Source organism: uncultured Tenacibaculum sp., from assembly GCF_947499065.1.
Classification (GTDB): Bacteria; Bacteroidota; Bacteroidia; order Flavobacteriales; family Flavobacteriaceae; genus Polaribacter.
In genome coordinates, this window is sequence record NZ_CANMMT010000003.1 from 197,178 (window position 1) to 212,797 (window position 15,620).

The following is a 15,620-nucleotide window of genomic DNA, read 5'->3' on the forward strand; positions in this document are numbered from 1 at the left end:
AAGCCTATGCTTTATGAGCTATTGTTATGCAATTTTATTTCTTAATTTTTAATTCCTTTTCTAATTGTGTTATAAAATCTCCCCACATTCCACTTCCTGTTTTTTCAATTATTCGATTTTCAGCTTTAACCAATAAATCATATGCTTTAGAAACATCTTTTTCTACACCCTTACCTTTATAGTAATAAAATGCCAAATCAGAAATTGCATTGTAATTATTTGAATCTGCACAAATTTTAACATACTCAATCCCTTTTTCATAGTTCAATTTATCACCTGTACCTCTCATATAAATTCTTGAAAGTTTTAATATCGCTCTTTCCTTATACCATTGTTCCTTAAACAAACTTTCGAGTAACAAAATGGCTCTATCTATATCTTCAACTTTTTCATCAATTATAAAATCAGCTAATTCGTATATGTCCTCTTTATTACCAAATTCAATTGCCTTTTCTCTCCATTCAATGACTTTGTCTATATCAACTTTATCTTGATAATAATAGTAATCAGCAATTTCTTTTGCTGCTTCAGGATGCCCTCTCTCCGCTGTTGTAAAAAACAATTCAAGTGCTTTCTTATTCCGCTTTTTAGAGAAATTGTCATCATACTCAGAAGTGTTAAGTTCAAAAGCATAGTTAAATAAGCTACCTGTGCAATTTATAATTCCTGCCAAGTCTTGATTTTGAAATCCAACAGTTTCAATTTCTTCAATCAAGCGTTGTGTTTTTTCGAAATTTTGAAATTCAGTTAATGAATAAGCGTAGAATATTATATCATTTTCTTCATCCAAGTGTGAAATCTTTGTGCTTGATTTTTTTGACTTCTGATATAATAAAACTTGATCCTCTTCATTAATAGCAAAAGCAAAATCTTTATCTGTAATTACTCCTTTATTTCTTAAGCTTATAGTCTTATCAACAGTTGTCATTATATCCCAAAATAACCAATCATCAATTTTAAAGTTGACATTTTTTTCTTTACCTAAATCAGTCCCACGATATTCTTTATAATCGTTCGGAATCTCAATTCCCAATTTATTTTCTATTGTATCTAAATTCATTAATTTGTCCAAAAATATTGCTTGTTTGAAAAAGGATAATGAGGAAAATAAAATTCAGCTTCATTACTTATAGTTTCCTTTTTTTAATATTGTAAAACGTATTTGTGTATGATTTCGTTGTGTATTTAAGCATTAAAGTTAGCAAATCAATCACAGATAGAAAGTCCGAGAGGACTTTCGTAGTAGGCCATAACTAGCGATGAATTATACACGGTGTTAGCAGTAGTTTTTATTCGTAATATTCGTATTCATAATTATCTTCGTGCCTTAAAATTCCGTTTTTGTCTTTGGAAATGACTTTCATTAATAATCCATTTAAATATTCATAAACAGTAGTAAATATTAAATTGCCATTATTATCAGTTTTCGTAGTTTTTATAATTTGGCCAATTTTATTTCTGTCATATTTAAATATAATTGAATCCATATTTTGATAGATAAATTCTCCGTTTTTATATTTGTATTTCAATTTTTTATGTGCTGTGTACCCAAATACAAAATCTCCTTTTTTCTCGAAGTACTTTTTAAGTTCATTTTCGGCTGTTTTGACCTGAAATATTTGGTTTTTGCGGTAAACATAAATGAGACACTCTTCAAGTAGAAATTCAGTTGCATTTGTACTTTTGTAATAATCACAACTTTTGATTAGTTTGTTGTCCGAATCGTATTCATATTCGGTCAAATCTTGGTCTTTATCATTTAACCAGGTTCATTCTGTTCTTACGATTTGATGATTATCATTATACTTGTATTTCACGTCCCAACCATCAGTAGAATCTGAATCATAAAACTCACGTTCTCTTATAATATCTCCGTTTTTGGCAAATTCTTGGATTAACTCAATATATTCCTCTTTTAATTTTCCATTATCAAATTCTTTCGTTGACACTTTCAAAGATTTTACTTTTTGACCACTATATATTCCGTGATACGAATTGTCCAAATCATAAAAATCCTTCTCTTGTCCAAATGAAAAAAGTGGAATTAAAATCAATAATATAAATTTAAGCGATAGGTTCATTTAAATTGTTGCTAACGGTGAGTATAACCGTCAGTTACGGGTTAATATGCCTGAGTTTTCGGTTTGACACTGACTTTAGCAATTCCGATTGGATTCGGACGTAGTCGAATCCGCCGTAATTGCGGTTATACATTGTTGTACATAGTCTTAAATCAGATTTATTTCACAACCTGATAATTCAGATTTAATTTTTTCACTTTTGAAGAACCATATTGAATGTTTAAGACTTTTTATTCCGTAAACGTTCCCCATATTCCTTTTTTTAGCATTAGTTTTAATACTCTTTAATTCATTAAAATTAGTGAATTCAGTAACATTTGAATTATAAATGATTAATTCTCCTTTAAACAGTTTTTTAGGAGAGAAATCGAATGATTCTTTTTTAAAATTGATTGTGATATTATTGATTTTATAAGTTTTAGGGTTTACATAAACCATAAAACCTAGCTTATCATAAGTCCATATTGTGTTATGTTTTAAAGTTATTCTGTCAGGTTTTCCTAACACTTTTTTTAATTCATCTGGGGTTAAATCCAAAGTCACTTTTTTCCCATTATAGGTTAGAATGTTTGTAGAATCAACTTCTATTTTTTGAGCGTTAGAAAAACTTATAACTAATAATAAAGTCAGGGTCAATAATGTTCTTTTCATTCGTTTTTTTGATTATGTACAACTTGTTTATATACAGAGTTTTTGTTGTTTTATCGTTCTGTTTGGGTAGGATATACAGATGTTTAATGTCTTTATATTTCTATAGGATTTTATAAAAATAAAGGATTAAAATAGATCGTCAAACGGATTTTTAATTTTTTTAAAACTAGTTTATGTAGCATGAGTATAAATCATAGTTGTTTTAGGGCTACTGTGTCCTAAAAGTTCTTGAATATATCTAATATCAGTTTATTATTTCCAATAGATATTTCCTTTTAAAAAACTTCCATCATTCCATTTCAAGTTCATTCGATTACCAATACTAAAATCTCTATAAACTTTTTGAGAATCTTCATTTCCCCATTTCCCTATAATGTTTTTACCATTTCTTGGTAACTCAAATAACAGAGTTGCCAAAATATCTTGCTCTTTTAATGTTTTTAGTTTCTTTTTATAATCAGCTCCAAGAAAATCATTATAAATTTCTGGGATTATAGATTTCCAAGTAATGGGATTGAATTTTATACCATCATATTCATAAAAATCAAATTGTTCTATATAGCAAACGGGTCCACAGCCTTCAATATATTGCAATTAATTTGTTGCCATTTTTTAAATTCCAATAACACATTTGAACCTGCCCTTCAAATGCACCAATCATTCTGAGGTATCCATTTTTTTTATCAAAAATATCAAAAGCGTAGAGGTTTTTACTATCTCTCAAATCCTTATAAGCGTCTTCTTTTGTTAAGTTATCAGATGAATATCTCAAAATTTGTTTTCTTTTTTCTTTTGATAAATTCATCATGGAACTATCTGGTACCATTATAAAAAAATCAGCTATTGTTTGTGAAAAACTAGGAAGATTACTTAGAACAATTATTAGGATAATTAATTTACGTTTCATTTCTCCAATCTTTTCATAGCAAATATAATGCCTTGAGGTTATCTTTTGAGTTTTCTAGATAGATTAAAAATACTATAGTTTTTAATAAGGATTAATAGGGGAGAACTGAATGTATTAATTATACAATGAAATTAATAATTTAAAGTAGTTGTAAAAAAGAGGTGTCTGGAGGTGATAACCTCTTTTCCTATTTAAAACTCTGTTCTAACCCCATTTTTCGAATTTTGTCTAACCATTCATAAATCATTGTTTGGTTATATTTTGGTTTTCCATTTTCATCTTTTTCTTTTTCCATAGCAATCGCTAATAAAGCATATTCATTTTCTAAAGAAGTGCCAAAAACACCTTGATCGTCTGTATTAATGGAGACAAACAATTGTGGACATCCTTTTATCTTATCAAAATCAGTTTCTAAATGTAAATTAAAAAAATTCTTTATGGGATGTTTCTTATATTTATTAATAGTTCCTATTAAATAATTAGATGTTGGGTTACATTCAATTCCTATATTTGTTTGAACTATGTAGTTTTGATATTCTTTTTGAATTCTTGTTACCAGTTTTATATAAGTGTCAGTAATTTCAAATTGCTTTATATCTTTACCTTTTTTCTTTATTTTAGGGTTAAAATGATATTGTTGATATAAAAATTTAATGTTTTCATCATTTCTGATGTTCCCTCTTTTGGGATAAAAATGATTAATTCTACAACGTTCCCAATAAGTAATATTTGGAATGTCTCCCAGATTATTACTGAGGTCTTCCAAGTATAAATAAGGATCATCTCCTCTTAACTTCCATGCGTCGAAATAATTTTCATGTTTAAAATTAACATTAAAAAATTTAGATTCTTTATCAAATGAGCTTTGATAGATTTCTCTAAACAATGAGTCAAATAATTTTTCTAATTTATAGATTTCGCTAATATGATCATTAATATTATATTTTCTAACCTTAGCTAATAACCAAGCAATATTATCTAATAACATCTCTTTTGGAATCAATAATTTTCTTCCTTTAAATTCAAAATATTCTTTAACATTTATTCCTAACGCTAATGCATGTCCTATCCTATCTCCTTGTCGAAATTTTAGAAATTTAATGGTTTCGTCAATGCATCTAATTCCATCTATAATATCATAAAAATCTTCCCCTGCATGAAAAGTGGCATACAGTTTATTTTCTACAATAACCTTCTTTAAATGATTGTATTTTCCATTTAGTTTATGATCTTTTAAATACCTAAAGGCTTGTGCAAAAACTTCTGGTCTTGCATTAAATTCAGATGAAGCTGCATCAATACCTCTTATAAGTTTTGCTTTTTTAGAATAGGACTCTCGTAGTTGTACAATTGCTCTAGCTTGTTTTTTTACATTTTTTCTTAATTGATGGTTTCTTGGTAATACCTCTTGAGCTAATTTGTAATTCGTATCTTTTTCTTTAAGTTTAATGAAATGAATTGTATAAAAATGTCTTTCTTTATTTGCTTTATACGTGCCTAAAACCTTTTTGATAGGAATATTATTGGTTGTCTGTTTTAATGCTTTCGAATCACTATTAATTTGATATTTTTTTAAACTCTTATTAATAGCTAAAGCTGTGTCTTTAGGGGTAATTCTGGTTTCAAAAGAAGTTATATTTTGAAACTTTGTACTATCATTAATAGCCATTTGTAATAAGGCTGTTTCATAAATACTGTTATCCGGAATAAAGTATTCTTTTCTATCTTGATACGTAGAAAAGTTAGCAAAGCCGACCTTTTTATTTACTTGAATTAACTCTGATCTAAATTGATTTTTAATAGATATATATGCGTGTAATAATTTTTCGATTATAAAGTTTTCTTTTTTTTCTGCATAAATATATTTTAAAGCCTTATAGAGTAACTGTCTTTCACCATACAGCATGAAAGAACCTTTAAAATTATTAATATGCATGTTTTTAGTAATAGCGTAATCTGCTACTTCTTGCTTTGCTTTATGATAAAACTTATAGCCGTAGAGTTTCTTTTTCTCATTTATTTCAATTTGAATATTAGATAAATTCATTAATACTTCAAATGAATCGTTTTTATTAGAATTAGGAAATAATAAATTCTTAAAATCAGCTATGTTAATTTCACTATTTTCATTTAATAAAAATTGAAATAAAACTAGTCTTATTTTGGAAGCCTTATAAACAAGTATATCTATTTCTTTATTTTGATTGTGAAAGGAGTGAGAAGTAGCTCCATTTAATTTAAGTTCTTTTTTTAACTTCTTAAAATTTTTAGTATGATGATTACTATTAACTGTATTCATTAAAGAAATCCAATTCAAGTCAAAAATTGGAGCAGAGCCTTTTAAATGAAAATGATTTTCTGCAACCCCTTTAACTAATAATTTTTTAAGTCTGTTATTGTTTGAAAAAGCAACTGTTCTCCAAGAAAAGAAATTTCTTTCTCTTTTAGAACGATTATCCATGTAAGCAAAATAAGAACAAGTAAATAAATCCTCTCCTAAAGAAAAAGATATGTCTCTCCAACGTAGTAAATGCTCATAACATATAAAAGGTTCTTTATCTCTTTCTATTACAACTTGTTTATTAAAATGAGTTAATAAATTAAAAATTGACTTACGACTACTTTTTCCTTGATAGACATCTAGCAACCAATCTGAATCTAATTTCTTATATAAGTTTTCAATTTCATCAAAACTATAATTACTAAAAAGTGATAAACCTTGTTCTAAGAATCTTTTTTCTGAAATAAAATCATTTCGAAAATTATTATCATACATATCTTGAATAATAAAATCAGGACATGTATTGTTGAATATTGCTTCTATGGATTTCCTGAGGTTATCCATTAGATTTTAGGTTATTTAATAAATTTTGTATTTCTGCTTTCTTTTCTTGAATGTTATTATTAGTAATTTGATTTTTAATTCTCCAAGCTTCATCAAAAAAAGCTTGATTTGGCGGGTTGTTTGATTTTTGTAGCTTATTAAGTAAAATAGTTAATCTAGTTTTGTTTAAATAAGGTAAGGATCTGTAAATAAATCTGTTAATCATTTTCAGGTTAGTGTTGTCAATAATATAGTTATTTTTAGATTTAAATTTTTCTTTTGTAGAATCTTCAAATAATAAGTCTAATATTTGGTTTAAAACTAGTTTGTTTTCACTCCAGTATTTAAAAAATGGATTTTCAAATAATTTTTCAAAGTTAAATTGATACTCTTCATTTAATTCGTTTATTACTTCAGGGATTCCATTAAAAATATATTCATATAGATATGTGCTAAAATGAGATAAAGAGTCCTTTGTAATAGCTCTTTTATATATTGCATTAATAAGTTTATTAAATAAAGCGATATTAAATATTTGGAAATAATCATTATCTGTTTGTAATGAGTTTTTCCATTCTTCCATTTCTATATATAGGATTGAGTCACTGACTTTGTTAGTTATAGTATTAGGAACATATGTTCTAATTGTATTTTTTAGAAATAATATATTGTATAAAAAAGATATAGCATTAAAAGTAACAGATTTAAAAGTACTACCAGGTCTATTTATAGTCCTCTTCTTAATTTCATCATCAATTATAGTATAATCTTTGTCATCTCCCAAACGATCGAAAAAGAATGTAAGCCATAAGTATAGTTCCTCCTTATTCTCTTGAATATTTAAATTAGAAATTAGCTCGTAAATTTCCTGAGGTGATTTATAAATTTTAAAGTAATCTCTTGGTTTACTATTATTCTCATAAGGAAAGTACTTTATTTGTTCATTAGTCAATTGGCCATTAACTAGAAAATAAAAATCAGATTCATAATAATTTAGTAAGTTATTGTTCAAAGTTTCTGATAACCTAATTGAATAAAAATTAGATAAATAAGTTAAAAAGTATGGTGTTTCTTTTTCTGAAAATAATCTTGTTTTTTCTATATATCTTATAATTGATAAAATATCTCCATAAGAAACATTATTATAATTTGTTGCTTGAGTTAGTGAAAATAAATTATTTAGTCTACTCTCTAATTTATGATTATAAATAACACCTAGCCAGTTAATTATTTTTCTATTTAAGATTTTATTAGGCGTATTATTTAATTCATTAAAAAACTGAACATTTTCTTTAGATAAATTACTATTAATTTCACTCATTAAATATTCCTTAAAAGAATCAAGTGTGCTTTCTCTAAATATATAAGTAATTGTATTTACATATTCTCTTATATTAGAAGGGATAATAATATTTTCTTCTGAATCATCCTTGGTTATAGTAAAATTAGCTTTATCCTTAACTACTTTTATAAAAGTATCTATAATACTTTTTTCTTTAGAGTATATAATTTTATTTTGATCTTGCATATTTTATAAATAAAAAGTTATTGTAACCATAGTGGAATGATTTGTTAATAAATCTGGTGTTTTTAACCTTCTCTCTATCGGAAATAATTTTGTTAAATATTTATTTGATTTATTTGAAATTATTTCTGAAAGTTCTAAATCGTTATTATCTTTTTTGTACTTAAAAAGCGTTTCATATTCCTTTAAAATTTCGTTGTTAATAGAATCTTGTAATTGTTCAATCTTACAGGCAATAAGGATAAGAACATTACTTTGAATTAAGAATTGACGAATATCTTCTAACATTTCATAAGTTCCAGAAATGTTTAAATCGAAATCATCTATAGGAATTAATAAAAATCCTTTTTTGCCCATAGAATTATCAATTCCGTATAGGCAAAGAAGATATTCGTCAACTAATTTTTTGAAATTATCTTTTAAGTTAGTTCCAAAAGCTAAATCACTCAAAGCTTCAATAGCTTCTTTTTCATAAACATCAGATTTTCCGTTATGAACAACTTTAAGGTTGTTAAATACCTTTTGAAACTGTTTTATTAAATCTCTTTTACGGTCATTTTTAATAGTGTTTTCTTTCTTTAATTTTTTCTGAAACTTAGAAAACATTTTAGATATTATAATTTCAAAAAGTTTATCTTCATTTCTAAATAAAGAAGGATCTATAATATCTAAAGATTTTATTTTAGCTTTTTCAAGATTAGGAGTGGCATTCCAAAAAGTATCTTTAGAATTTTTGTTTTTTAAAGCATCTGCAAAAGAAATCATAGAAGAACTTTTACCTGTGCCACGTTCTCCTGTAAAAGCAATTACATTATTATAGTCATCATTACTAATACTTTTAGTATTATAAACTGTATTTGCTTGTAAAATTATTTCTTCAACATTCTTTGCTGCTTGAGTATAGACTTCTTTAAAAATAGAATTATTAAACTCGTTTTCTTTTTCAATCTTAATTTTATACTCCTCTCCAATGTTAATTCCTAATTTCATATTTTTGTTTTTTAGCGTTGTTTTTTGTTTAAGTAAAATAGAGTATAGTTATTATAATTTATTTAATTCCTTAAATGAAAAATCTTTTAACCCTTCATCAATTAAGTCTTTTAGAAGCTCTTTTCCTTTGTCTATTTCTGCATTATTTACACGATTTTTTAATGCAGGGTTAAATAAAATTCGTAGGCCTTTATAAAAAGAAAAAATATTCTCAGTTATTTTAAGAGTTTCTTTATAAGTGTTTTCTGTTATTTCATTTTGAGGTAATATTATGTTGTTTTTATAGTCAACATATAGTCCTTTATTCTTCAGCTCATTAAACTTTTGTAGTTTTTTTATTCTATCATTAGCGTCAATAATTGGTCTAGCAGCATTGATTATATCAATAGTTCCATTAACAAAATTATCTAACCACTTAATTTTTGTTTTTAATAGTTTAGTGGGTTCTTGTTCATCATATCTTATCATTGATTTAATAATTCCCGAACCCATTTCTATTAATTGAGCAATATGATGTCTTATTTTATGATCGAAGAAAAATTTATGAGTTTCTTTAAGTTTGTATACATTATATCCTTCAGCATGTAGTAATACTAAAATGGACTTTATAACTTCTTCTGAACTTAAAATTAATAGCGAAGTAGCGGAGCTGTATGATTTTCTGATACTTGCAATAGATATAGCATCTTTTTTTAGTTGTAAAGCATTTTTATAAATAAGTTTATCAAAGCTTTTAGACTCTTCTGGAGTTAAGTTGGGGAACTTTTTAATCATTTTTCTTTTTTAATGTAGAAGGATAAAATAGTTTTGTTTTATCCTTTTATAGTTGATTTAATAATGTAAGGACATTATCAAATAGGTTTATTCTATTTCCTAATTCACTTTTCATTCTTGAGTTTTTCTTAAAAAGACCGCTATTGGTTTAGAAGATTGTTTAGAACTCATAGTCAGTTTTTTATTTTAAATAAGAATGTAGGTGTTTTTTGAGGTTTAAAAGTAATAAAATGTATTGATATATAATTGAGGATTTCCATAACTATTTAATAGCCATTTTATAATCTAATTTTTATTTGAGTTTACTTCTAAAACTATAATGTAAGAAGAACGACTAAGAATATTTTCTTAAGTTTTGGTATTTAAATATTAATAATTTAATGTTTAAATATAACTAAAAGGATTTTAGTATTGTACGTAAACTCTTTTAATAATGTTAGATAGAGAAGAATTTAATTAATTAAACTCATGCTTGTAAATTAAAGAGCTAGATATACGATTTTAGATTTTGCGTATTCTGTATATAAAACAAACCCTGTAAACATAATGCTTACAGGGTTTAATAGTGGAGACGCCGAGAATCGAACTCGGGTCCAAACAAGCAGCTCAAAGGCTTTCTACATACTTAGTTTTGATTTAATTTTCGACTAAAAGCTGATTCAAAACCACCCACTTTTAGCTTATCTCCTTAAATTTCGAAAACTTATCGGAGTGCTAAGTCTTCTATGTTTACTTTTACGATGCCCAAAAATGAAACGCCGTAAACCAAGGCTTTTCGTGGACATAAAGCTTGCGCACCTTGTGCGCCGAGGCTAATCTTACTATGATTCGGATTATGCAGCTAAAGCGTAGTTATCTTCGCCGTTTAAAAAGTTGAAATAAGTTTAACGAGTTGTCATCTCACTCCTCGGTATGCTTACATTATCACTGGCCTTGCTGTCAAAACCAGTCGTCCCCAATATGTCAAAGAATATACGTATAGCTCAGCAAAAAATATGCCTTTATCTATTTTCTAAAAAGAAAGTAATTGCAATTCTTTTTACCGCTGAAATTAACGGGCAACAAATATATGAAAATAGTATTTGTTCAATAATTTTAAAACAAGTATTTTCGCCTAAATTGTAATAATTTAAAACAATTACAATCAATTTGTTTAATTCTATACAAAAAACAACAATGAAATTCGGAATCATCAAAGAACGTAAAAATCCTCCAGATAGAAGAGTGGTGTTTTCACCAGAAAAATTAAAAGAACTAAAAGAAAAATTTCCATCAGCTGAGATTAAAGTAGAAAGTTCTGATATTCGAGTTTTTAACGATGATGCTTACCGTAACTTAGGTATTGAAGTAACAGACGATATGTCTGATTGCGATGTGTTATTAGGTGTAAAAGAAGTTCCTTTAGACGCATTAATTCCTAACAAAAAATATTTTTTCTTTTCACATACTATCAAAAAACAACCTTATAACCGTAAGTTGTTAAAAGGAATGTTGGAAAGAAACATTGAAATGTTTGACCATGAAACTATTGTAAAAGAAAATGGCGCACGTTTAATTGGATTTGGACGTTATGCAGGTTTAGTAGGAGCCTACAATGGTTTTAGAGCTTTAGGGATAAGAGAAAACTTATTTAACTTACCAAAAGTAGAAACTTTAGCAGACTTAGATGAAGTAAAGGCTGAGTTAGATAAAATTACCATACCAAATATTAAGATTTTACTTACTGGTACAGGAAAAGTAGCACTAGGAGCAAAAGAAATCTTAGATCACTTACAAATAAAGCAAGTAAGCGATGCGTTGTATTTAACAGCAGATTTTACAGAGCCAGTATATTGTATGGCTGATGTAATGGAGTATAGCAAAAGAAAAGACGGTAAAGTAGGAGATAAGTACGAGTTTTATAAAGATGCTACCGGATACGAAAGTAACTTTATGCCCTATGCTAAAGTAACAGATTTCTTTATCGCTGGTCATTTTTATGGTGATGGAGCACCTTATTTCTTTACAAGGGAAGATGCTAAACAAGCAGATTTTAGAATAAAGTATGTAGCGGATATATCATGTGATATTGATGGACCAGTTGCTTCTACTATAAGACCTTCAACAATTGCCGATCCGATTTATGGATATGATCCAGCAACAGAATCGGAAATTGATTTTAATGATGAGAAGGCTATTACGGTAATGGCTGTAGATAATTTACCATGTGAATTACCAAAAGATGCTAGTGAAGGTTTTGGTGATATGTTTTTAGAACACGTTATTCCAGCATTTTACAATGAGGATAAAGATGGTATTTTAGAAAGAGCTAAAATGACTACCAACGATGGGAAATTAACCAAACGTTATTTATATTTACAAGATTACGTAGACGGAAAAGAATAAAAATAAAGCCTGCTATGAGCGGGTTTTTTTATAGCCTAAAATATATGTTGCCAGACAAACAGTTTTTAATTGATACTGCAAAGATGAAAATGCCTTTTGGGAAATATAAAGGAACCTATTTAGTAGATATTCCTGAGTATTATCTGGTTTGGTATAAGAACAAAGGTTTTCCTGCTGGGAAATTGGGAAAGATGATGGGATTGGTATACGAAATGCAGCTAAATGGTTTAGATGATATTTTACGTAAACTTAAATAAGTTTCAAACTCTATTCAATAGCTTTCTGAGTTTTATTTTCAATAATTAATACAGTAATAACGCCCAGAGTATAAGCGATTAAATCATCTATGCTAAACGTATTTCCTATAATAATGTTAGCTATTTTAGAATTGCCTAATCCAATCAAGTTAACAAAATTAAAATACTGTAAAGTTTCAATAGTATAAGAGAAGAATAATACTACTAATGCAATTGTTTTAGGAGGTAAATTGAAAAAGGATTTTAGTAGATAATACAATAAAATAACGACCAAATAGTCTCCAAAAGTATGTCTTATAAATCCTGAAGTTTGTGCTATTAATAATTCTGTTATAAATAATAGTAAAGAAATAATAAGACTTTTAATATGTAATCTCATAACTAATTTTTTAAACGTCAAACCCATCAAAAGGTTTGACGTTAGTTTTATAAAATTTATTTATTCGTTTTGCCAGTCAATTTTTCTAGAAGCATACATTACTGAAGCTAAAATGACAAATAAACCTGTACTTCCTACTAATAGTGCATAGTTTTCTAATTGAATTATGATAAAAATAAAAGAGTACAAAGCAATTAAAGAAAGTGCAATGAAGAGTGGAAATTTAATACCTTTTAAAATAGATTTTGAATACAGCGATATCAATGCTACTACACTTATTCCTGCAATAATATAAGCTTTTAGAAAGCTACTATGCTCAGAAATTGATATTAATAAAGTGTAAAACATGGTTAAAGCAATTCCTATCATTAAATACTGAAAAGGATGAATAGAAATTTTACTCATAGTTTGTATTAAAAAGAACACTAAAAAGGTTAAAACAATTACTAAGAAACCATATTTGGTTGAGCGCTCACTTTTTTGATATTCATCCACAGGAATCATAAAGTTTACCCCAAAAGCATATTCTTTTAAATTAGGAATACCGCTGAATGATTGTTGAGAAAAAGGTCTGTTAATGTCCAATACTTTCCATTTTGCATTAAAACCTTCGTTGGTTATTTTGTCTGAATTATGTGGTAAGTATTCTCCTAAGAAATTAGCAGTTTTCCAGTCAGATTTTATTTGAACATTGGTTTCTTTTCCTACTGGGATAAAACGAATTTGTTTACTTCCATTAATGTTCATTTCTAAACTAAAATTGACATTGTTTTTTAAAGGTAAATCTTCTTTTTGTAGAAATTTACTTTCCAGTTTATGTAAATCTAAATAGTTTGATCTTCTGTTCTTGTTTTCATATTTAGAAGTAAAAGAATAAGAATTATTGTTGAGTTTCATTTCTACCAAACTATTCACCCCTTTAAGATTTGAAGTTTCTATAATTAACTTGGCTTTATTCCATAAAATATCTTCCTCTTTAATGTCTAGTTCACTAAAATCAGGGCTAGTAAAATCACCGGTAATATTTATTTGACTTTTGTAAACAGCTGTTTTATAAATCCCTCGTTTCTTTTCTTCAGGATTTATAGTAGAATTTATGTTTAGCAATTCTGGAAAAAAATAACCGTAGTTAATTTCCTCAATCATTTCAGTCTGTAACTCATTAGTTTGCTGATTTAAAATCGATTTTTTATGATAAGTTTTATAAGGGATTTTTAAAATAGGTCCGTATAAAAGTACCTCTTTTCCCCATTTCTGATTTATCTCTTGTACTACTTCCTTTTGTCTATACATTCGTTCGTTAATCAAGCTTTTTATAAAGGATAAAGGGATTAATAAAATTAAAATCAAAAAGCCAACCATGACCATTCTAGCAGTTATTGATGTTCTAATCCATTTAGCAAATTTCCCACTTTTGTTATTTATTGTTTCCATAGTTTGTTGTTTTAAAGAACTTTGAAATTCAAAGTAAATATGTAAAAAAATTTATTTATTATTAATTAGCTTTTCTAAAGCTTCAATATGTTTTTTAAATTCAAGTTTTCCTTCGGCAGTAGCATAGTACCTAGTGTTTGGCTTTCGTCCTATAAATTGTTTTTCTACTCTAATAAAGCCTACTTTTTCTAATGCTTTTGAATGACTTGCTAGATTTCCATCTGTAGCGCCTAAAAGTTCTTTTAGTGTTTTAAATTCAGCGTACTCGTTAACCATTAGAACCGACATAATACCTAGTCGTATTCTATGGTCAAAAGCTTTATTTATATTTAGAATAATGTTTTTCAAAAAACTATATTTTGTGCGAAAATAAGCAACTATTTTTTATCGTATTTAAAATACATTACTAGTCCGTATACAATATGCATTACTCCAAATCCTAATACCCAAAACCAAAAACCATAGCCAGGAAAAATTGCACAAATTAAACCTAATACAATTTCAGTATATCCAAGGTATTTTATATCGCCTATAGTATATTTAGAGGCATTTAACAAAGCCAAGCCGTAAAATAAAAGCATTAATGCTCCAGTTTGTCCGTAGCGTTGTTGTTTTAAAATGATAATGATGTATATAGCTCCAGCTATTAAGGGAATTAAGAAGCTTGTTAATAACCTCTTCGTAGTTGCGTCCCAAATTTTTTCGTTATTCTTTTTAGCTTTTCTGGTTGTTAAAAAGATAGCAGTAGAAATACTAAGGAATCCAACGATAAGTAAATCGGAAATAACTAAACGAAAGATTCTTCCATCTAATATTAAATATCCTTGTTCGCTATTTTGAACTAACCAATAAGCAAATGAAGCACCTATTAAAGCGTAAATTCCTGCAATGATTCCAGATAATCCACTTAAAGAAATAAATCGAGATGATTTATTCATTAAGTTTTTAATTTCTGTAATGTCTTTTAAATAATCTTTTTCACTCATAGTTTAAAGAACTTTGAAATACAAAGTAAATGTATTTATTTTAATTTGACAAATAAAAAAATGCTGTATTTTTAAATCATGAAACCAGCTGAAGAATATATCTTAAAACAAAGTGAACCTTTCAAGTCTATTTTACTGCATCTGCAAATTTTAATAGAAACAAACTTTGAGGAGGTAGAGTTGTTGTATAAATGGAAACTTCCATTTTATTATTTAAAAGGCAAACCTCTATGTTATTTCAACGCTACCAAAAAAGGATATGTAGATGTTGGTTTTTATTCTAAAACACCACTTACCGTATATAATGAGTTCGTTGTTTCAGAAAAAAGAAAAGCAGTAAAATCACTTCGCTATAGTAGTTTAGATGGTATTAATAGCGAAGTATTAATTACTGTTTTAACTGATGCCTATGAAATAAGAGAATAAA

The 15,620-nt window shown here is 27.2% G+C and carries 17 protein-coding genes, 1 other RNA gene and 1 pseudogene; 3 read left to right on the plus strand and 16 right to left on the minus strand.

Going from position 1 to position 15,620, the window contains the following annotated elements; all coding sequences use genetic code 11:
* Positions 1–34: 34 nt before the first annotated feature.
* From Q0958_RS08500 to ssrA, 12 genes and pseudogenes are all read right to left on the minus strand, one after another.
* Entirely contained in the window at positions 35–1,060 is a 1,026-nt protein-coding gene (locus Q0958_RS08500) for a tetratricopeptide repeat protein (protein WP_299122057.1), read from the minus strand.
* A 229-nt stretch (positions 1,061–1,289) separates the two neighbouring features.
* Entirely contained in the window at positions 1,290–1,487 is a 198-nt protein-coding gene (locus tag Q0958_RS08505; protein WP_299122058.1) for a hypothetical protein, read from the minus strand.
* A gap of 282 nt (positions 1,488–1,769) precedes the next feature.
* Positions 1,770–2,081 (minus strand): hypothetical protein, encoded by a 312-nt coding sequence (locus tag Q0958_RS08510; protein ID WP_299122059.1) that lies wholly within the window; start codon positions 2,079–2,081, stop codon positions 1,770–1,772.
* A gap of 147 nt (positions 2,082–2,228) precedes the next feature.
* Positions 2,229–2,732 carry a hypothetical protein gene (locus Q0958_RS08515; RefSeq protein WP_299122060.1) on the minus strand — a complete coding sequence of 168 codons (504 nt, stop codon included), beginning with the start codon at positions 2,730–2,732 and terminating at the stop codon, positions 2,229–2,231.
* Positions 2,733–2,903: 171 nt separating this feature from the next.
* Positions 2,904–2,981: pseudogene (locus tag Q0958_RS08520) on the minus strand (tyrosine-type recombinase/integrase); the annotation flags it as partial.
* 3 nt (positions 2,982–2,984) lie between these two features.
* A complete protein-coding gene (locus tag Q0958_RS08525; RefSeq protein ID WP_299122061.1) occupies positions 2,985–3,326 on the minus strand; it encodes a hypothetical protein in 342 nt (113 codons plus the stop codon).
* Positions 3,313–3,639, minus strand: a complete 327-nt coding sequence (locus Q0958_RS08530) for a hypothetical protein (protein WP_299122062.1) — start codon at positions 3,637–3,639, stop codon at positions 3,313–3,315. The genes Q0958_RS08525 and Q0958_RS08530 overlap by 14 nt, the downstream gene beginning before the upstream one ends.
* A 187-nt stretch (positions 3,640–3,826) precedes the next feature.
* Positions 3,827–6,484: a hypothetical protein gene (locus Q0958_RS08535; RefSeq protein ID WP_299122064.1), complete on the minus strand. Its 2,658-nt coding sequence runs from the start codon at positions 6,482–6,484 to the stop codon at positions 3,827–3,829.
* Complete coding sequence (locus tag Q0958_RS08540; RefSeq protein WP_299122065.1) at positions 6,477–7,991, minus strand: hypothetical protein; 1,515 nt, start codon at positions 7,989–7,991, stop codon at positions 6,477–6,479. The genes Q0958_RS08535 and Q0958_RS08540 overlap by 8 nt, the downstream gene beginning before the upstream one ends.
* A gap of 3 nt (positions 7,992–7,994) precedes the next feature.
* Positions 7,995–8,978: a hypothetical protein gene (locus tag Q0958_RS08545; protein WP_299122066.1), complete on the minus strand. Its 984-nt coding sequence runs from the start codon at positions 8,976–8,978 to the stop codon at positions 7,995–7,997.
* Positions 8,979–9,029: 51 nt separating this feature from the next.
* Entirely contained in the window at positions 9,030–9,752 is a 723-nt protein-coding gene (locus tag Q0958_RS08550) for an AbiV family abortive infection protein (protein ID WP_299122068.1), read from the minus strand.
* A gap of 563 nt (positions 9,753–10,315) precedes the next feature.
* Positions 10,316–10,709, minus strand: a transfer-messenger RNA (tmRNA) gene (gene ssrA / locus Q0958_RS08555).
* Positions 10,710–10,928: 219 nt separating this feature from the next.
* On the opposite strand from ssrA, the gene Q0958_RS08560 reads away from it, so the two are divergent.
* Together Q0958_RS08560 and Q0958_RS08565 are read left to right on the plus strand one after the other, a co-directional pair.
* Positions 10,929–12,137 (plus strand): NAD(P)-dependent oxidoreductase, encoded by a 1,209-nt coding sequence (locus Q0958_RS08560; protein ID WP_299122069.1) that lies wholly within the window; start codon positions 10,929–10,931, stop codon positions 12,135–12,137.
* A gap of 44 nt (positions 12,138–12,181) precedes the next feature.
* On the plus strand, positions 12,182–12,394 hold the full coding sequence (locus tag Q0958_RS08565; protein WP_299122070.1) for a DUF3820 family protein: 213 nt from the start codon (positions 12,182–12,184) through the stop codon (positions 12,392–12,394).
* A gap of 10 nt (positions 12,395–12,404) precedes the next feature.
* On the opposite strand, the gene Q0958_RS08570 is transcribed toward Q0958_RS08565, so the two are convergent.
* From Q0958_RS08570 to Q0958_RS08585, 4 genes are read right to left on the minus strand one after another with little or no spacing between them, the layout of a single operon-like run.
* Positions 12,405–12,773, minus strand: a complete 369-nt coding sequence (locus Q0958_RS08570; RefSeq protein ID WP_299122071.1) for a DUF2809 domain-containing protein — start codon at positions 12,771–12,773, stop codon at positions 12,405–12,407.
* Positions 12,774–12,833: 60 nt separating this feature from the next.
* Positions 12,834–14,207 carry a cell envelope integrity protein CreD gene (creD, locus tag Q0958_RS08575; RefSeq protein ID WP_299122073.1) on the minus strand — a complete coding sequence of 458 codons (1,374 nt, stop codon included), beginning with the start codon at positions 14,205–14,207 and terminating at the stop codon, positions 12,834–12,836.
* A gap of 51 nt (positions 14,208–14,258) precedes the next feature.
* The gene (locus Q0958_RS08580) at positions 14,259–14,555 is read right to left on the minus strand and encodes a transcriptional regulator (RefSeq protein WP_235273150.1); all 297 of its coding nucleotides are present in this window, start codon (positions 14,553–14,555) and stop codon (positions 14,259–14,261) included.
* A 29-nt stretch (positions 14,556–14,584) separates the two neighbouring features.
* Complete coding sequence (locus tag Q0958_RS08585) at positions 14,585–15,193, minus strand: hypothetical protein (RefSeq protein WP_299122074.1); 609 nt, start codon at positions 15,191–15,193, stop codon at positions 14,585–14,587.
* Positions 15,194–15,271: 78 nt separating this feature from the next.
* Between Q0958_RS08585 and Q0958_RS08590 the strand changes: the two genes are divergently transcribed.
* Positions 15,272–15,619: a DUF1801 domain-containing protein gene (locus Q0958_RS08590; protein ID WP_299122075.1), complete on the plus strand. Its 348-nt coding sequence runs from the start codon at positions 15,272–15,274 to the stop codon at positions 15,617–15,619.
* The last annotated feature ends 1 nt before the right edge of the window (position 15,620 follow it).